The organism is Rhizobium sp. 'Codium 1', assembly GCF_020889605.1.
In the GTDB taxonomy this organism is placed as follows: Bacteria; Pseudomonadota; Alphaproteobacteria; order Rhizobiales; family Rhizobiaceae; genus Allorhizobium; species Allorhizobium algae.
This window is the reverse complement of the sequence record NZ_JAJGPW010000008.1, coordinates 67413-85189: the sequence shown is the minus strand read 5'-3', so window position 1 is coordinate 85189 and position 17777 is coordinate 67413. Positions and strand designations below refer to the sequence as shown.

Genomic DNA, 17777 nt, shown 5'->3' with positions numbered 1-17777 from the left:
GGGCGCGGTTGCAAGATCGAGGTCTGAGCCCGATCAGGGCCAGACTTCAGATCTTGTGGGGGAGGGGATCGTTGTTGGTGGTCACATTCGGGACGTCAGGCATGTCGCCATGCAGAATGTCCCGTGTTGCCAGGCGTGCCAGATAGGGCGCGAGGATGAGGCCCGGATGGCCGGTGGCGAGATAGAGGCCCTCAACCTCCGGGACAAAACCGATGCGGGGCAAGTTGTCGTGGAAGGTGGGGCGATGGCCGATCTCTGCGCGGATCAGCGACAAGGGGGATGGAATATCGAATTCGTCGACGAGGACCGACAGGAACCGCGCGCCGATGAGCGAGGGCGGCTCTTCCATGTCCGCATGCCAGGACTCGGCAATGAAGACGGTATTGTCCAGGCTCTGGCGAACCTCGACACGCGGGCCGTCGAGGATGTGGCGGATGAATGGCTGCTGGCAGGCATAGCGGAGCAAGAGTGCGGGGGATAGAATCATGCCGAGGTCGATACCGAGCTGTTTCGCCAGCACGTCCGTTCCCCGGCCGGCGGCGAGAACGACACAATCGGTTTCGATCAGGCCTGTCGAGGTTTGCACACCTGTGACATGACCATTTGCCGTTTCGATCGAGGAGACGGTCTCATCGAAACGCACGGTGGCACCGCGGCGACGGGCGGTGCTGAGAAGGGTGGTGGCCAACCGGATCGGATCGATGGCGATGTCGTCGGCAGAAAAGACGGCCGTTTCGGGTATGTGGCGCAGATGCGGTTCGAGACGGCTGATCGCTGCGCGGTCCACCAATTCGACAGTCTCGCCGGCATCCCTTCGTGTCGTCAGCAGATGCTCGGTCTCCTGTGTTGAGGCGTGCCAAAGAAGTGAGCCACCCCGCGAAAAACTGCGGATTTCTGGCAGATCCTGGATCAGGGCGGGATAGTCCCTGACAGCCTTCTGCCAGAGGGCGTGACTTTCGCTGCCAGGCCTGCCGTGAACGGTATTGATCCAGCCGAAGGCGCGACCGGTCACACCGCAGGCGGGTGCAGAGCCGCTCTCGATCAGGACGATATTCGTTTGCGGCGAGGCCATGTGATAGGCCATCGCCGTCCCGAAGATGCCGGCGCCGATGATCACGATACGGCGTTTCTGTAATGGCATGATGGCAACCTTGAATGCGACGAGTGCGTGCAATTATGGGTGCTGGCTTGCCTTTGCGAGTATCACGCGATGAAGGTTGCAGGAAATGGAATATTCGACAAAGGCCTCCCGCCCGGCCCCCGGTTGATCCCCCCCGCAGAAGCGGCCGCGCTCGTCGCCCTGTTCGACGCCGGTGCCTGGAAAGGCGAGTTCCGGCGGCGGCTGCCGCTGACGCGGACGTTTCGCACCATGCGGTTTGGATAGCGGCCGCCAAGCCTCTCAGCGCGGACTGAGGCGTTGGCGAAGCGCGAGCCTTCAGGCCTTGCCGTTCTCACCGGTCGACGGCGCCGGGGCAAGGAGCATCGGTGCCAGCGACAGGCGGCGGCGCACGGCGGTGATCCCTTCGCGCCGCACTGCATGCAGCCTGTGGCCGAACTCGGTCATGGCGGCTTCGAGCTTGATGTCGCAGGCTTGTGAGCCCGAGCGGCCATAGAAGAGATAGGCGAGCCCGATCGAGAGCATGGCCATCAGGCCGGCGGCGATCAGGACGTCGGAGAGGAAATGCGCGCCGAACGCGATGCGGTTGAGCGCGGTCAAGGCGGCAAACAGGCTGAGCAGGACGAAGACGCAGCGGCGCCAGACAACAGGCACGAAGAAGGCGAGCGGGATCAAGCAGACGACCACGGCGGCCTCGCCCGACACGAAGGAGCGGTCGTCGAAGAAATCGCCACCGAGAGCCCAGGCATGGATGAACGGATCCTGGCCGCCGAATTCGAGGGTATTGCGGGGCCGGGGCCGGTCGAAGAAGGGCTTGAAGAGGCCGTTCACCAGGAGCGCCGGGCCGAGCAGGAAGAGGCTGGCGAAATAGAGCGTGAAGCGCGGCGGGAAGAGGGACGGGCGCGACGGATAGATGAGCTTCAGCACCAGGCCGAAGACGAGCACGATGGTGAGCGTCAGCGGGAAATACTGGCCGAAGGCGCGGAAGGTGTTGAGCTCGCCCATCCGGCTGGCCGGAAAACCCTCGCCCTCGACATAGAAGATCCGGCTGATGGCGATGTCGATCTGCGGAAAGGTGACGAAGACCGCCGACAGCGTCAGCGTCACGAGCAGGGCGAAGAGAAGCGGCTTTTCCTGAACCGTACCGCGCGGCGCGCGCGCATCCTGCGTGACGAAAACCATGACCATCCCCCGATGTGTTTTACCCAGGCGATAGATGGCCCGGCTCGGTGAAGGCCGTGTGACGGAACGATTGTCGTTTTGTGGCAAATGCCCGCCCGGGCGTTCATGCACGCCCATGATCGACGGGCGTCTGGAAACGGCTCATGGCGGACAGATGCCGGTGGAATCGACCGCATGACTGGCGGGGGCGGCCGCACTTAAAGCACTGGTTGAAGTGGCGGAATCACCGTCTGAACGTCGGCCGTCAAGGGATTCAACGGATTCGACAATCGTGGATCGGAGCCAGAGCGATCAGCTGTTCTGATTGGAGAGGAGGCGCCGGCCGCAGCCTTGTGGGCGGGATCGTTCCGGCCGGCGCCGCATCAAAAGCTAACTGCGAAAGATGAACAAATGACTGATCTCGGCCATGACGGCGGCGTGACTTCCGCGCGTCTGATCGGTGCCGTCGCGGGCTCCGCGATTTCGCTGGTCTACCTGCTTCCCAAACATCGCCGCGAGGCGGCCGTGCGCTTCCTGACCGGGGTCGCCTGCGGGCTGATCTTCGGCGGGCCGGCGGGGATCTGGGGCGCGGCGCGGCTCGGTCTCGAGGGGCGGTTGTCGCCGTCGGAGACCATGCTGGCCGGTGCCACGCTGGCCTCGTTCACGGCCTGGTGGGGGCTGGGTCTGCTGGTACGGCTGACCGGGCGGGCAGGGGACAAGGTGGGCGGATGACGCGTTTGCCGCCTCACCCTGAGGAAGCCCCTGCGCACAAAGTCCGCTGCCGCTTCTCCACCTTCCCGCCGGCGCCGACAAACAATCAACATTACGAGGAGACGAGCCATGCAGGTGACGGAAGCGGCAGAAGCGCCGCGGTTTCGCTATGCCGGATTGACGCTCAAGGGCGTTGGCGGGGACGGGCGGTTTTCGGGCTATGCGAGCCTGTTCGGCGAGGTGGATCTTGGCCGCGACGCGATCGAGCCCGGGGCATTTTCCGCCTCGCTGGAGACGCGGGGGGCAGGCGGCGTGCGCATGCTCTTCCAGCATGATCCGGCTGAGGTGATCGGCCGCTGGACCGTCATCCGCGAAGACGAACGGGGACTTTATGTCGAGGGCAAGCTTGCAACCGACGTAGAGCGTGCCCGCGAGGTGCATGCGCTGATGAAGGCGGGCGCGCTCGACGGGCTGTCGATCGGCTTTCGCGCTGTGAAGGCGAGGAGCGACCGCAAGACCGGTGTCCGGCGCATTCTGGAGGCCGATCTCTGGGAAATCTCGGTGGTGACCTTTCCCATGCTGCCGACGGCAAGGGTCTCGAATGTCAAGCATCAGCGGTTCTACCGCGACAGGGAAACCGAGCTCGTGCGGCTGATGCGCCGGGCGGCACGGTCGATGGCGAACAATCACTTCACGAAAGGATGAGCGAGATGGAAGACGCGATGATTGCAGGTGAGGGCAGAACCGGCGAGCGGGGCCACGGGGTCTCCGGCGTGCAGGGTGGCAGGCCCTTGGCAGGTGGCAAGGGCTCACCCGGCAAGGCGGCACGGCTGGCACCGGAGGTGAAGGCGGCACCCGATACGGTGACATCGGCCTTTGCCGAATTCATGACGGCCTTCGAGGCCTTCAAGGAGGCCAATGACGAGCGGCTTGGCGAGATCGAGGAGAAGCTGACAAGCGACGTCGTCACCCGCGACAAGGTGGAACGGATCAACAAGGCGATCGACGATCAGAGCCGGCTCATCGACGAACTGGTGCTGAAGAAGCGCCGCCCGCCGCTCGCCCGCCCCGGCCGGGACGAGGCCGGGGTTTCCGAACACAAGGCAGCGTTTGAGGCCTATGTGCGCCGCGGCGATGATGCAGCATTGCGCGATCTCGACCAGAAGGCCCTGTCGGCGGGCGTTTCCGGCGATGGCGGCTATCTGGTGCCGCCGCAGGTGGATGAGGAGATTGGCCGCAGGCTGCGCGTCATCTCGCCGATCAGGGCGCTGGCGACGGTGCGCCAGGTCTCGGGCTCGGTCTTGAAGAAGCCCTTTGCGGCGACGGGCTTTGCCTCTGGCTGGGTGGCGGAGACGGCGGCGCGCCCGCAGACCGGCACACCGGAACTGGCCGAACTCGCCTTCCCGACCATGGAGCTCTATGCCATGCCGGCAGCGACACAGGCGCTGCTCGATGATGCGGCCGTCGACATCGAGGCCTGGATCGCAGCCGAAGTCGACATCGCCTTTGCCGAACAGGAAGGCCAGGCCTTCGTCTCGGGCGACGGGGTGCTGAAGCCGAAGGGTTTCCTCGCCTATGACAAGGTCGACGACGGTGCCTGGGAATGGGGCAAGATCGGCACCATCCCGACCGGTGCGGCCGGGGCTTTCGCCGCAAGCGGCGCCTCCGACGTGCTGATCAACACGGTCTATGCGCTGAAGGCAGGACACCGCCAGAACGGCACCTTCGTGATGAGCCGGCGCAGCCAGGGTGCGGTGCGCAAGCTGAAGGACGCAGACGGCAACTATCTCTGGGCGCCGCCGGCACGGGCCGGGGATCCCGCCTCACTGATGGGCTTTCCGGTCGCCGAATCCGAGGATATGCCGGAGATCGCGGCAAATGCGACGGCCATCGCCTTTGGTGACTTCCGCGCCGGCTATCTGGTGGTCGACCGGGTGGGCGTGCGGGTGCTGCGCGATCCCTATTCGGCCAAGCCTTACGTGCTGTTCTACACGACGAAACGCGTCGGCGGCGGCATTCAGGACTTCGAGGCGATCAAGCTGGTGAAGTTTTCGGCGTAAGGGTTTTACCCTCCCCTTGAGGGGGAGGTGGGGGGCTGCGGCGACGACCAACTTGCACAGTTGAAGCTTGCCCCTCATCCGCCAGCCGAACACGCTCTTCTCCCCGCTGGCGGGGAGAAGAGCGTGTTCGGCTGGCGGCGGTGCCTCCTTCTCCCCGTTAACGGGGAGAAGGTGCCCGAAGGGCGGATGAGGGGCCTGTGTTCTCTGCAGGCATCCACCTTTCCCAGTTTCAAAGGACATCTCATGACCATCATCGAACTTACTCCACCCGCGCTGGAGCCGCTGACGCTTGTCGGGATCAGGGCGCATCTCAGGCTCGATGGCGAGGAGGAGGACGCGTTGCTCCTGGCGCTCGCCATCGTCGCCCGCGAGCATCTGGAGCGGGAAACCGGGCTGGTGCTGGCGGCGCGCGAGTTCCGGCTTTGCCTCGACGACTGGCCGGAAGACGGGATCGTGACGATCCCGCGCGGGCCAGTACAGGCGGTGACGTCGGTGACGGTCTATGACGGCGAAGGTGTGCCGCAGGCCGTCGATCTCGACGGGCATCTGCTTGACGGGCAGGCGCGACCGGCAAGGCTTTGGCTGAGGCACCTTCCGCAGCCGGACCGGGCCATGAACGGGATCGAGCTGGAGTTTTCGGCCGGCTTCGGCGAGAGCGGCGCGGACGTGCCGGAGACGCTGAAGCGGGCCATGCTTTTGCATGTGGCGGCGATGTTTGCCGCCCGGGGCGTCGTGGCGCCGGACGCGCAGCCGGCGGTGGTGCCGCCGGGCTATGACCGGTTGATTGCGCCCTTCTGCCGGCGGGGGCTCTGATCATGGCGATGATGGATATCGATGCCGGGCGACTGACGGCGCGGCTGGTGCTGGAACGGCCTGAAGTCGTCGAGGACGGTCAGGGAGGGGCGGTGACGGCTTTCGCCGAACTCGCCCGCGTCTGGGCGCTGATCGAGCCGCGCGGATTTGCCGAGGAGGAGAATGGGCCAGGGCTTGCCGCGACCGTGACGCATCATGTGACCGTGAGGGCGCGCGGGGATCTCAACCCGGGGCAACGGTTCCGCACGGGCGCGCGGGTCTTCGAGATCCTGGCGGTGCGTGATCCGGACGAGACCGGGCGGTTCCAGCGGGCGCTTTGCCGCGAGGTCACGGGATGAGCGGAGCGCGGGAGAGGACGGCACTGGAGACGACCGGCGCGCGGCTCGGCGACCTGCTGCGCCGGGCGCTGGCGGATCGGCTGGCGCGGCGGATGGATGGGCTGTCATTGGGCGTGGCCGAACGGGTGAATGGGGCTCGGCAGGTCGATGAGCCAAGCTCGACCGGGGAAGAGGGAGCGCGCAGATGACGAATGCGGTCAATGCCTTGCTGGCAGCACTTCAACAGGCGGTGAAGGGGGATGCGGCGCTAATGACGGCGCTCGGACCCCAGGGCCTGTCCGACCGCACGGTCCGGCCGCAGCGCTTTCCGGCGCTAGCGGTCGCCACGGTCGAGGCGCGGGATTTTTCGACCGGCGAGGCGGAGGGGGAGGAGATCCTGCTGACGCTCGAGGCCTGGAGTGCCGTCTCGCGCCGCGAGGCCGAAGGGCTGGTGATGGCGGTCCGGCGGGTGACGGACGGATTGCCGGAGGGACTGGAGGACTTCCGGCTGGTGAACGTCCGGCATCGGCGCACCGTGAGCCGGCGCGAGGTGAAGGCGGGCCTCTTCGTCGCGGAGGCGAGTTTTCGGGCGGTGCTGGAGTGAGATGGCGGGGCCGCCCAGGATCCTTGGAGGCCGGGCCCGCACCTCATGATGAGGGGCTGATTGCCGCCGGGCCGCCCTTGCGTGCTCGGCTTGCAATCACCGCCAATGCCAGGATTGCGGCAAAACCCGTTGCGGCAAAGAGGGTGGCCAGCAGAAGGCCGGTATCGATGCCGGCGCGGTCGATGACGGCTGTCATCAGAACGGGGGCGGTGGCATTGGCCAGATTTTGCGGCAGGGACAGACGCGCCGACTGACGGGCAAAACGGCTTGCGGAGAAGAAGGCGAGCGGCAGCGTGGCGCGGGCGAGGGTCGCGACGCCCGAGCCGAAGCCGTAAAGCGCGGTGAACAGGAGAAGGCTGGACGGTGTGCCCGCGGAGAAGATCAGGAGCACGGTCGAAGCCGTGAGCATGGCGGTGCCGGCAAGGCCGGTGGTGATCGGCGAGGAGTGTTTGCCGAGCACGAGATCGAAGGCGCGGGCGGCAATGCCGAAGACGGCGCGCAGCGAGCCGAGTTGCAGCGCCAGCGCCGGGGTTGCGCCCGACAGCTCCAGAATGTGCAAGAGCTGCGGCGACAGGCCGAAGGTCATCAGGCTGGCAAGCGACGTCGAGAGCGCGATCAGGAGAAAGGTGACGGTGGCCATGCGGCGGCTCAGGTTCAGCGGCTCCATCGCGTCGGTGGCGCGGTCCTGCTCCGAGCGGGCAATCGCGATCCGGCCGATGCCGAGATGCACGGGCAGCGCGATGACGAGTTGCGCGCCGGCTGCGGCAAGAAGCGCACCGCGCCAGCCGAAGGCCTCGCCGGCGAGTGTCAGGAGTGGCCAGCAGACGGCCGAAGAGAGGCCGGTAAAGATCATGAGGATGCCGATGGCGCGGCGCGCCTCGCGCCCTTCGCGTTCGACGACGGCGGCAAAGGCCGGCACGGTCAGCGCAAAGGAGCCGCCGGCGCCGAGGATCAGCCAGGCGATTGCATAGGTGAGAAGGCCGGTGGAGAGGGCAAGAAAGACGAGGCCTGATGCCATGAGGATGGAGCCCATGGCGAGCACGCGGGATGCTCCGTGGCGGGCGATCATCCGGCCGGTCCAGGGACCGAGAAAGGCCATGGTCAGCATCATCACGGTGAGGCCGGCAAAGGCCATTTCGTTGGCGAGCCCGAGATCGGCGGCCATGGCGCGGCCAAAGACGGCCGGCATTTCATATGTCGTGCCCCAGCCGAGGATCTGCGAAACCGCGAGCGCTGCGACGAGGGTGGTGCGGGGGACGTTCATGACGAGACTCAAGGAGAGGTGGCATGTCGGCGGGCTGTTTCTTCTAGGCCGGTTGTGGGGCGGGCGATAGGGCGAAATCGTCGGGCGGGCTGTGTTGGGGCAGACCGCGTATTGTCGCCCTTCATGCCGAGGCGCCTGATCAAGGCGAGGACCTCCAAGCATCCGTCTGATCGGAGAGTGGGGCCTCCGAGGCCCGCGGGAGCCTTCGAATTTCCGCGCTCCCACAAGCGGGAAGATGGGCCGCCTCAGGGGCCTCGCTCCGACAAGCAATCACACACATCATCAAGGAGAAACGCCATGGGCGCGCAGAAGGGCAAGGATCTGTTGCTGAAGGTCGAGGATGGGGCGGGGTTTGTGACGGTCGCGGGCCTGAGGGCCAGGCGGCTGGCGTTCAATGCGCAATCGGTCGATGTGACCGATAGCGAGAGCGCCGGGCGCTGGCGGGAGCTGCTGGAAGGCGCGGGTGTCAGGCGGGCCGGCTTGACCGGTTCCGGCCTGTTCAAGGACGCGGCTTCGGACGCGCTTGTGAGGGCGGCCTTCTTTGCCGGATCGATCCTGACCTTCCAGGTGGTGATCCCTGATTTCGGCACGGTGACGGCACCCTTCCAGGTGACGGCGCTTGATTATGCCGGAAATCACGACGGCGAGGTGACTTTCGAGATCGCCCTGGAATCGGCCGGCGCCGTTTCCTTCGCGGCGCTGTGAGGTCGTGATGCGGGGCTATGGAGCGGACGATCTGCGCGAGCCGGTGACTGTGAACCGCGCCAACCGCCATCGCGGCGAGGTGGAGGCGACAATCGACGGCGAGCGGCGCATCTTGTGTTTGACGCTGGGTGCGCTTGCCGAACTGGAGACGGCCTTCGGGGCAGACAGCCTGGCCGATCTCGCGGCGCGGTTCTCGAGCGGCAGGCTGAGGAGTGCCGATCTCACGCGGATCCTCGCTTGCGGATTGCGCGGCGGGGGCAACCGGCTGTCGGATGCCGATGTGGCCGAGATGGCGGTCGACGGTGGGGTCGCGGGTGCGGCCAGCGTGGTCGGCGACTTGCTGGCGGTGACCTTTGGCGTGGCGGCGGATGCGGCCGGGCCGGAGCTTCACAGACGCGGCGAGGGCGCCACCTCCCCTTGAGGGCCGCAGGCGGGGCGGAGGTGCAGCCGTTTCCCTGGGACGCGGCGATGACGCTCGGCCTCTCCCGTCTGCGGCTTTCTCCGGAGGCATTCTGGCGGCTGAGCCTGCCGGAACTTTCGGCCATGGCAGGAGCGTTCGGACAGCTGGCGGGCCTGTCGCGCGGTGACGTGGCGGCCTTGATGCGACGATTTCCGGATTGAGTCCAAGAGGACCAGACCAAGTGCCCGCCAGCGACGGGTGGCCTCGCCCTTCGAGGCCATCGCGGAGTGGGCGCGCCGCCGGGTCTCCAGGAAAAGACAGGGGTGCGGGCGAGCGCCATGTGCCGTCTTGAAAGGAAAATTCCATGACCGATGACGATATGCTGGCGCTTTCCGTCGATCTCGACGGCTCGCAAGCACTGGCCGTGCTGGACGATCTGGAAAGTCGGTCGGCAAGTTTCGGCCGGGCGCTGACGTCTGCGCTGAAGGGCGCGACATCAGGGGGCAAGGGGCTGGAAGACGTGTTGCGCAGTGTCGGGTCGAGGTTGACCGACATTGCGCTTTCGGCGGGATTGAAGCCGCTGGAGGGCCTGCTTGGTGATGCGGCGGGCAGTCTGATCGGCAGTCTCACTTCGGGGCTGGGATCGGCGCTCGGGACGGGCCTGACCGCCTATGCAGCGGGTGGCGTACCCGGGCGGGTGATGCCCTTTGCAGAGGGCGGCGTGGTCGCATCGCCGACCTATTTTCCGCTGGCCGGCGGAGCCGGGCTGATGGGCGAGGCAGGCGCGGAGGCCATACTGCCGCTGAAACGCGGCGCCGATGGCGCGCTGGGCGTGGCCGCCGAGGGGGCGGGCGCCGGCACGGTGATCCATTTTCAGGTAACGGCGAGTGATGCGGCGAGTTTTGCCAGGAGCGAGGGGCAAATCACGGCAATGCTGGCGCGCTCGGTCGGGCGCGGGCGGCGGGGGCTGTGAGGGCGGTCGCGAAGGGCAGCAGGAGTTTGGCGCGCATGCGGCCCTTCGGGTTGTCTCCTCGCGAGCGTGGGAGAAGGAGAGGTCGGCGGGGCTACGGCCCCGGCGCGTGCATTGGCGCCCTCCTTGCCAGCGCCTGAAGGACACGGATTCCAGGCATTTTTCTCATCAATCCATTGAACGGAGACAGGCATGGCCTTTCACGAACAGCGTTTTCCGCTGCGTCTGTCGCTGACGACGAGCGGCGGGCCGGGGCGGCAGACGGATATTGTTTCGCTCTCCAACGGGCGCGAAGCGCGCAATCGGCGTTGGCGGTTTTCGAGGCGCCGGTATGATGTCGGGACTGCGATCCGGTCGGTCTCGGATCTCTACGCGGTGCTGGAATTCTTCGAGGCGCGGGGCGGGCAATTGCATGGGTTTCGCTTTCGCGATCCGGTGGATTGTTCCTCCGCGCGGCCGGGCGAGGGCATGACGTCGCTCGATCAGTGGATCGGGACAGGCGACGGAGAAACGGCGACCTTCCAGCTCGTGAAGGCCTATGGCGACGGTGCGGCAATCGAGCGGCGGCCTGTGGCCAAGCCGGTGGCCGGTTCGGTGCGGATTGCGCTGGACGGGGTGGAGCAGACGGAGGGTTTCACCTGCGATGTGACGAGCGGCATCGTCGTCTTTGCAGGTGGATGTGTGCCGACGGCGGGCACCGAAATCCGGGCGGGCTTCGACTATGACGTGCCCGTTCGTTTCGACACCGACCGGATCGAGATCGATCTCGAAGCCTTTCGCGCCGGCCGCATTCCCGCCATTCCGCTGATCGAGGTGATGCCATGAAACAGCTCCCGGACGCTCTGGCCGCGCATGTGGCGACGGGCGAGACGACGCTCTGCCGGGCATGGCGTGTGACCTGCCGCGACGGTTTTCAGCTTGGCTTTACCGAGCACGACCAGGTGCTTTCCTTTGACGGCACGGTGTTCGAACCGGGTACCGGCTTTGCGGCGACGGAGGCGAGTGCGGGACGTGGGTTGGCGGCACCCGGTGCCGAAGTGCGCGGCGGGTTTTCGAGCGATGCGATCACGGAAGAGGATCTCGCCGCCGGGCGATATGACGGGGCGCGGGTCGAAGTCTTTCTCGTTAACTGGCAGGCGGCGGAAAACCAGCATGCGCTCCTCGCGATGCAGGAGATCGGCGAGGTAAGCCGGGCGGGGCCGGGATTTTCGGCGGAGCTCAGAAGCTTTGCCCATCGCCTGCAGCAGCCGGAGGGGCGGATCTACAACCGCCGCTGCGATGCCGATCTGGGCGATGGCCGCTGCCGGGTGGATATGGCTGTGGAGAACCGGCAGGTGACGGGGGTCGTGGCGCAGGTGCTGTCGGCCGATCGGCTGACGGTCGCAGGTCTGCCGGCTTTGGCGGAGGGGCATTTCCGGCTGGGGGGCGTGCGCTTCCATGCGGGACTGCTTTCGGGCAGGCGTCTGGCGATCGAGGAGAGTGAAGCGGTGGCAGGTGGCATGGCGACGCTCCGGCTCTGGCTACCGCTTGAGGCAAGGCCGTCGCCGGGAGACGCGGTGACGCTGACAGTGGGCTGCGACAAGAGTTTTTCCACCTGTCGAATGAAGTTTGCCAATCAGTTGAATTTTCGTGGCTTTCCGCACATGCCGGGCAGCGATTTCGCCTATTCCTATGTGAGCGGCGACAGCACCCATGACGGCGGCGTGCTCTATGGCTGAGGCAGGCCTTTTCTGCCGCCCTGAACTCCCTTGCCCGATCCCTGCGGCGTCATTTCCAAACCCGTCGCTCCGCAATCGTCACCTCCGCACCGGAGCACGCCCATGTCCGTCAATGCAGAGGTCCTGGCGATCGCCCGGACATGGATCGGCACGCCCTATCGGCACCAAGGGGCGGTGCGGGGCGTGGGCTGCGATTGTTTGGGACTGATCCGGGGGATCTGGCGGGAGCTTTATGGGCAAGAACCGGAACCCGTGCCGGCCTATGCGCCTGATTGGGCCGAGCGGGCCGGCGAGGAGCGGCTGGTTCGGGCGGCGGAACGGCATTTCTCCAGTGTGCCGTCATTCGCCGAGAGCGTGTCCGGCGATCTGGTGCTGTTCCGGTTTCGGCCGCATCTGGCGGCGAAACATGCGGGAATTCTGGCGCTGACGCCGGCTGAACGACCGTCCGGCGTCTCGCATCACGAGCGGATTGGCGCAGGCCCGGGCCTCGATATGCATGAGCCGCGGCCCGATGCCTTCATCCATGCCTATGAGCAATCGGCAGTCACGCTTTCGGCGCTGGTGCCGGGATGGCGGCGCCGGATTGCCGGCATCTATCGATTTCCGGAGAGGACCAGCTGATGGCGACCATTGTTCTGCAGGCGGCAGGGGCGGCACTCGGCTCGGTCTTCGGGCCGGTGGGCGCGATCCTCGGGCGGGCGGCGGGGGCGCTTGCCGGGAGCATGATCGACCGCAGCCTTCTGGGGGGCACCCGAGAGGTCAACGGGGCGCGGCTCTCTTCGGCGCGGCTTGCCGGTGCGACCGAGGGGACCGCGATCCCGAGGCTCTATGGCACGGCGAGGCTTGGCGGCACGCTGATCTGGGCAACGCGTTTCGAAGAGGAGACCGTGACCGAACGGACGGGCGGAAAATCCTCCGGCGGCACGCGCACGACGACCTATCGCTATTATGCCAATCTGGCGCTTGGGCTCTGCGAGGGGCCGATTGCGGGCGTGCGGCGCGTCTGGGTCGACGGGCGCGAGCTCGACACGACCGAAATCGAGATGCGCGTCTATCGCGGCACGGAGAGCCAGCCGCCCGACCCGCTGATCGCGGCCAAGCAGGGCGCAGGCCGGACGCCGGCCTATCGCGGGCTGGCCTATGTGGTCTTCGAGCGGCTGCCACTCGACGATTTCGGCAATCGCATTCCGCTGTTGCAGTTCGAGGTGATCCGGCCGGTGGGGACGCTGGAGGAGAAGATCAGGGCGGTGACGATCATTCCCGGCGCGACCGAGCATGGCTATGCCACCGCGCGCGTCTCGGATGCCCCGCGCGAGGGTGAGAAGCGCTGGCTCAATCGCAACACGCTGGTGGCGACGACCGACTGGCAGGCCTCGCTCGACGAGCTACAGGCGCTTTGCCCCAATCTGGAGAGCGTGGCACTTGTTGTCGCCTGGTTCGGCACGGATCTGAGGGCCGGCAATTGCCGGGTGCTGCCCGGCGTCGAGGTGGGGTATCGTCGCGAGGAGAGCCGGCCGTGGAGCGTGGCGGGAATGTCGCGCGGGGAGGCTTACCTCGTATCGCGCCATGCCGGCGGGCCGGCCTATGGCGGATCGCCGAGCGATCAAAGCGTGACCGAGGCCATCCGGGATTTGCGGGCGCGCGGCTTGAAGGTGACGCTCTATCCCTTTGTTCTGATGGATATTCCTGCAGGCAATGGCCTGCCCGATCCCCATGGAGGTGAGGAACAGGCGGCCTATCCGTGGCGGGGGCGGATCACCGCTTATCCGGCCAGTGCCGACAAGACGGCCTCGGCGCGGGCGCAGATCTCGACATTCGTCACGCGCAGCGAGGGCTACCGGCGATTCGTCCGCCACTATGCGACGCTGGCGGCGTCGGCCGGCGGGGTGGACGGGTTTCTGCTGGGTTCGGAACTCAAGGGGCTGACGACGCTGCGCGACGGGATGAACGCCTTTCCCTTCGTCGAGGCGCTGGTGTCGCTGGCGGGCGAGGTCCGCGGCATTCTGGGGTCATCCACGGCGATTTCCTATGGGGCAGACTGGAGCGAATATTTCGGCCATCAACCGGCGGATGGATCGGGGGATGTGTTCTTCCATCTCGACCCGCTCTGGTCGAGCCCTGATATCTCGGCCGTGGGTATCGACAACTACATGCCGCTGGCCGACTGGCGCGATGAGGATCTCGAGGGGACGAGCCCCGACGGGTTCGCCGGGACCGATGACGCCTCCGGTTTTGGTCGCATGCTGACGGCGGGAGAAGGCTTCGACTGGTTCTATGCCAGTGAGGCAGACCGGCAGGCGCGACTTCGGACGCCGATCACCGACGGCGCCTATGGCAAGCCCTGGATCTATCGCTTCAAGGATCTCGAAAGCTGGTGGGGTAACCACCACTACAACAGGGTTGGCGGGGTCGAGCAGGCGAGCCCGACGGGGTGGATCCCGTCCATGAAACCATTCTGGTTCACCGAACTCGGATGCGGGGCGGTCGACAAGGGGGCGAACCAGCCGAATGTCTTCGTCGATGCGAAATCGGTCGAGAGCGGCAGGCCGCACTTCTCGGCGGGCGCGCGCAGCGACAGCCAGCAGCGGCGCTTTCTCGAGACGCATCTCGACCACTGGAACGAAGGGGAGGCACCTCACGGCATGGTCGGTCCGGCCAGCATCTTCGTCTGGACCTGGGATGCGCGGCCCTATCCGGCCTTTCCGCAGAATTCGGGGCTCTGGGCAGACGGGCTGAACTGGCGCACCGGGCATTGGCTGAACGGGCGGCTGGGCACGGCGACACTGGCCGACACCATCGCCGCGATCCTTGGGGATCACGGCTTTGACGATTTCGATGTCTCGGAAGTGGCGGGCGATCTGGGCGGCTACGTCAAGGGGGATCTCACCTCGGCGCGCGATCTGCTCGAGCCGCTGATCGAGCTGTTCCAGATCGACGTGATCGAGGATGGCGGGCGGCTGAAATTTCGCACACGACCGACGGCAAGCCTGCCGGCCCGCGAGATCACGGTTCTGGCCGACCTGCCCGATCAGGCTCTCTGGAGCGAGACGCGCGGTCATGACAGCGATTTCGCCTCGGAAGCACTGGTGACCTTCTACGATCCGGCTGCTGACTATGTCGAGGCGAGCGTACGTTCGCGCAGGGTCGAGGCGGCGACCGAACGCCAGCTTGCCCGCGATCTGCCGGCCGCGATGCCGGAGGAGACGGCACTCGCTGCTGCCGAAGGCTGGCTGCGCGACAACCGGCTGGCACGGCGGACCTTGCAACTGGCGCTGGGGCCACAGGAGATTGCGGTCGAGCCGGGGGACGTGCTGCGGTTTCCGGACGAGCCGGAAGGGCGGTTTCTGGTGCAAGGGATAGACGAGGGTTTCGAGCGGCGGCTGACGCTGCGGGCCTTTGCCGGCAAGGTGTCGGCACCCGTGGCGGTGGTCGAGCCGGAGCGTTTGCCGGATGGCGGCGGGGCGGCGGGCTTTGCGCCCGTTGTCAGCTTCCTCGATCTGCCGCGGCTGGAGGGCACGAGCCATGCCGGCGATGCCAGCGTCGCTGCCTTTGGCCGGCCGTGGCGCAGGCTTGCTGTGTCGAGTTCGCCGGAGGCTGAGGGTTATCGTCTGCGGCTGACGCTGGACCGGCCGGCAACGATCGGGCGGCTTGCGGAGGCGCTGATGCCGGGCCCGGTGGGGCGTTTCGATCCTGCCCATGCCGTGGTGGTCGATCTTCTGGGCGGGGCCTTCGCCGCGGCAAGCCGGATGGCGGTACTGTCGGGCAGGAACCGGCTGGCCGTGCAGGCGCAGAATGGCGGCTGGGAAGTGGTCGGCTTTGCCCAGGCTGAGGAAGTGGCCGTCGGGCGCTGGCGTCTGAGCGGCCTGTTGCGCGGGCTGGGCGGGACGGAGGATGCGACGGAGGCAGGAGCTGCAGTCGGCGCCGAAGTGGTGCTGCTCGATGAGGCGGTGCGGTCGCTGGGGCTGGTCAACGCCGAACGCGGAGCGGTGCAGAACTGGATTTTGGAACCGATGGGGCTGGTGACGGAGCTGTCCGGGCCGTTTGTCTTTGACGGTGGCATGCGGGCCGAGACGCCGCTTGCGCCGGTGCATGCGCGGGTGGTGCGGCAGGTCTCGGGAGATTTGCGGATTTCGTGGATCAGGCGCAGCCGGATCGAGGCTGATGCCTGGGCCGAAGGTGAGGTGCCGCTCGACGAAGCGGAGGAGCGCTACCGGCTGGAGATCCTGAACGGCAGTGCCGCGGTCCGCTTGGTCGAGGTGGGCGAGGCGGGGTTCACCTATGCCGCGGCCGATGAACTGGCCGATTTCGGGTCGGAGCAGGCGATGCTCGGCATTCGGGTGCGCCAGCTCGGGCGGCTTGTGGCAGGGCTGCCGCTGGCAGGGATGATTGCCATCGATGGATGATCAAGGAAGAGGAGAGAAACATGCTGGATGTGAAACCCTGGTACCAGTCGAAAACCATCTGGGGCGCGCTGATCGCGATCGCCTCCCCGCTGCTCGGCCGGGCCGGTCTGGACGTGGGCGGCGCGGAGCAGGCGGAGATTGCCGAGGCCATGACGACGCTTGCCGGCACGGTGGGCGGGCTGCTGGCCCTGTACGGGCGCCTCACCGCGACAAAGGGGGTGGGTGGGTGAGGTGGGTAGCATAAGTATCCAGGTCAGCCCTTTACGAAGTAAGGAATTTCCATTACATTTCGCTGGGATCAAAGAGGCAGGCGGCATGAACAAGATCTTGCGCAAGGTGAGCACGATCACCGACAAGGGACAAACCACCATTCCGAAGCCCATTCGCGATGCGCTTGGCGTTGGCTATGGTGGACGGATTGCCTTCAGCCTGGACGAGAAGAATCGCGTTTCGGTCGAGCGCGACGATGTCGAAGACGATGATCCGGTATTGGACGGCTTTCTTGATTTTCTGGCCAGGGACATGGCGGCACGGCCGGGGGATGCTTTCATGGAGATCCCGCCCGGCCTGCGTGGCCGGATCGCTGCGTTGACTGAAGGCGCAGACATCGATCTCGACGCCCCGATCGACGGCGAGGTCGCGCTTTGAGATGGAAACGGTCAATGGCTGGATCATCCGGGCGCACCCGCTGTTTCTCGATCAACTGGAGCGCCTGACCGCAGCCGTTGAACGCGAAGCCAAAAGGAAGCCAGATACGTTTCGCAGCAGCGCAAATTTCAAGCTTCTGGTCGCGCTGCAGAAATTGATGGCTGAAGTCATACCGGCCGATCCGACCTCGTCCGCGTTTCGCCAGGGCGGGACGTTGGGTCCCGAGCGCAAGCACTGGTTTCGGGCAAAGTTCGGTAATGGGCGCTTTCGTCTTTTCTTCCGCTACAATTCGACGGGCAAAGTCCTTGTCTTCGCCTGGGTCAACGACGCGGATTCGCTGCGCAGCTACGGGTCGCGCAGCGATGCCTATGCCGTGTTCCGTGCGATGCTGGAGGATGGAAATCCGCTGGACAGCTGGACAGAGCTAATTGAGGCTGCGAGCGACGACACGGTAATACGGCGCCTGGAAGCCATGACAGATCGTTCATCGAGGCTGGCGCGTGGCGATTGACAGAGGCTGGGCCCAGGCTCCTTCCCCACAAGATTACCGAGCATTCATTTGCCATTCAGACGCCTTGCGGTACATAATTTGGCAAGAGTGGACGTCATCCAAGAAGAAGCAGCAATGGCATCTTTCATGAAATACACGGGCCTGGCGCTGGCCATGACCGTGGCGACCTTGCCGACGCCCGGCAGCAATGCCATGGCAGCCGACTGCAGTGCGGCGGCGGAAAGGGTCGTGGCCGAGGTCGGCGGGCAGTTGCTTTCCGTCCGCGAATCGGGCGGTGAATGCGTCATCGTCGTGCTCGTTCCGGGCAGCGGCAACGAGCGGCCGCGCAAGGTCACCATGCGCGTCGCGCAGTGACCGGGGCGCAGTGACAGTGTC

The 17777-nt window shown here is 66.1% G+C and carries 22 protein-coding genes; 19 read left to right on the top strand and 3 right to left on the bottom strand.

What is annotated here, in order from left to right:
- Positions 1-46 precede the first annotated feature (46 nt).
- The gene (locus tag LJE98_RS17840) at positions 47-1141 is read right to left on the bottom strand and encodes an NAD(P)/FAD-dependent oxidoreductase (protein WP_229576572.1); all 1095 of its coding nucleotides are present in this window, start codon (positions 1139-1141) and stop codon (positions 47-49) included.
- Between the two features lie 294 nt (positions 1142-1435).
- A complete protein-coding gene (locus LJE98_RS17835) occupies positions 1436-2299 on the bottom strand; it encodes a phosphatase PAP2 family protein (protein ID WP_229576571.1) in 864 nt (287 codons plus the stop codon).
- 390 nt (positions 2300-2689) lie between these two features.
- Here LJE98_RS17835 and LJE98_RS17830 point away from each other — a divergent pair, with 390 nt between their 5' ends.
- From LJE98_RS17830 to LJE98_RS17800, 7 genes are all read left to right on the top strand, one after another.
- Positions 2690-3010 (top strand): DUF6107 family protein, encoded by a 321-nt coding sequence (locus LJE98_RS17830; protein WP_229576570.1) that lies wholly within the window; start codon positions 2690-2692, stop codon positions 3008-3010.
- Between the two features lie 108 nt (positions 3011-3118).
- Positions 3119-3694, top strand: coding sequence for an HK97 family phage prohead protease (locus LJE98_RS17825; protein WP_229576569.1), 576 nt, complete (start codon positions 3119-3121; stop codon positions 3692-3694).
- A gap of 5 nt (positions 3695-3699) precedes the next feature.
- Positions 3700-5049, top strand: coding sequence for a phage major capsid protein (locus LJE98_RS17820; protein WP_229576568.1), 1350 nt, complete (start codon positions 3700-3702; stop codon positions 5047-5049).
- 243 nt (positions 5050-5292) lie between these two features.
- A complete protein-coding gene (locus LJE98_RS17815; RefSeq protein WP_229576567.1) occupies positions 5293-5862 on the top strand; it encodes a head-tail connector protein in 570 nt (189 codons plus the stop codon).
- A gap of 2 nt (positions 5863-5864) precedes the next feature.
- On the top strand, positions 5865-6200 hold the full coding sequence (locus LJE98_RS17810; protein WP_229576565.1) for a phage head closure protein: 336 nt from the start codon (positions 5865-5867) through the stop codon (positions 6198-6200).
- Positions 6197-6388, top strand: coding sequence for a hypothetical protein (locus LJE98_RS17805; protein ID WP_229576563.1), 192 nt, complete (start codon positions 6197-6199; stop codon positions 6386-6388). Before LJE98_RS17810 ends, LJE98_RS17805 begins: the two co-directional genes overlap by 4 nt.
- Positions 6385-6783, top strand: coding sequence for a DUF3168 domain-containing protein (locus tag LJE98_RS17800; RefSeq protein WP_229576562.1), 399 nt, complete (start codon positions 6385-6387; stop codon positions 6781-6783). Before LJE98_RS17805 ends, LJE98_RS17800 begins: the two co-directional genes overlap by 4 nt.
- A gap of 43 nt (positions 6784-6826) precedes the next feature.
- Here LJE98_RS17800 and LJE98_RS17795 read toward each other — a convergent pair whose 3' ends face one another.
- Positions 6827-8047, bottom strand: a complete 1221-nt coding sequence (locus tag LJE98_RS17795; RefSeq protein ID WP_229576560.1) for an MFS transporter — start codon at positions 8045-8047, stop codon at positions 6827-6829.
- Positions 8048-8344: 297 nt separating this feature from the next.
- Here LJE98_RS17795 and LJE98_RS17790 point away from each other — a divergent pair, with 297 nt between their 5' ends.
- The 12 genes from LJE98_RS17790 to LJE98_RS17735 all read left to right on the top strand — a co-directional run bounded on the left by LJE98_RS17790 (position 8345) and on the right by LJE98_RS17735 (position 17756).
- Entirely contained in the window at positions 8345-8752 is a 408-nt protein-coding gene (locus LJE98_RS17790) for a phage major tail protein, TP901-1 family (RefSeq protein ID WP_229576559.1), read from the top strand.
- Positions 8753-8759: 7 nt separating this feature from the next.
- The gene (locus LJE98_RS17785) at positions 8760-9173 is read left to right on the top strand and encodes a gene transfer agent family protein (RefSeq protein ID WP_229576557.1); all 414 of its coding nucleotides are present in this window, start codon (positions 8760-8762) and stop codon (positions 9171-9173) included.
- Between the two features lie 20 nt (positions 9174-9193).
- Entirely contained in the window at positions 9194-9373 is a 180-nt protein-coding gene (locus tag LJE98_RS17780) for a rcc01693 family protein (RefSeq protein WP_229576556.1), read from the top strand.
- A 143-nt stretch (positions 9374-9516) separates the two neighbouring features.
- Complete coding sequence (locus LJE98_RS17775; protein WP_229576554.1) at positions 9517-10125, top strand: phage tail tape measure protein; 609 nt, start codon at positions 9517-9519, stop codon at positions 10123-10125.
- Positions 10126-10314: 189 nt separating this feature from the next.
- Positions 10315-10947, top strand: coding sequence for a DUF2460 domain-containing protein (locus tag LJE98_RS17770; RefSeq protein ID WP_229576553.1), 633 nt, complete (start codon positions 10315-10317; stop codon positions 10945-10947).
- Positions 10944-11840, top strand: a complete 897-nt coding sequence (locus LJE98_RS17765) for a DUF2163 domain-containing protein (protein ID WP_229576552.1) — start codon at positions 10944-10946, stop codon at positions 11838-11840. The genes LJE98_RS17770 and LJE98_RS17765 overlap by 4 nt, the downstream gene beginning before the upstream one ends.
- A 102-nt stretch (positions 11841-11942) precedes the next feature.
- Entirely contained in the window at positions 11943-12461 is a 519-nt protein-coding gene (locus tag LJE98_RS17760; RefSeq protein WP_229576551.1) for a peptidase, read from the top strand.
- Positions 12461-16243, top strand: coding sequence for a baseplate multidomain protein megatron (locus LJE98_RS17755; protein WP_229576549.1), 3783 nt, complete (start codon positions 12461-12463; stop codon positions 16241-16243). Before LJE98_RS17760 ends, LJE98_RS17755 begins: the two co-directional genes overlap by 1 nt.
- Positions 16244-16263: 20 nt before the next feature.
- The gene (locus LJE98_RS17750; protein WP_229576548.1) at positions 16264-16473 is read left to right on the top strand and encodes a hypothetical protein; all 210 of its coding nucleotides are present in this window, start codon (positions 16264-16266) and stop codon (positions 16471-16473) included.
- Positions 16474-16558: 85 nt separating this feature from the next.
- Positions 16559-16891 carry a type II toxin-antitoxin system PrlF family antitoxin gene (locus tag LJE98_RS17745; protein WP_229576546.1) on the top strand — a complete coding sequence of 111 codons (333 nt, stop codon included), beginning with the start codon at positions 16559-16561 and terminating at the stop codon, positions 16889-16891.
- 1 nt (position 16892) lies between these two features.
- Positions 16893-17402, top strand: a complete 510-nt coding sequence (locus LJE98_RS17740; RefSeq protein ID WP_229576545.1) for a type II toxin-antitoxin system YhaV family toxin — start codon at positions 16893-16895, stop codon at positions 17400-17402.
- 114 nt (positions 17403-17516) lie between these two features.
- Complete coding sequence (locus LJE98_RS17735; protein WP_229576544.1) at positions 17517-17756, top strand: hypothetical protein; 240 nt, start codon at positions 17517-17519, stop codon at positions 17754-17756.
- The last annotated feature ends 21 nt before the right edge of the window (positions 17757-17777 follow it).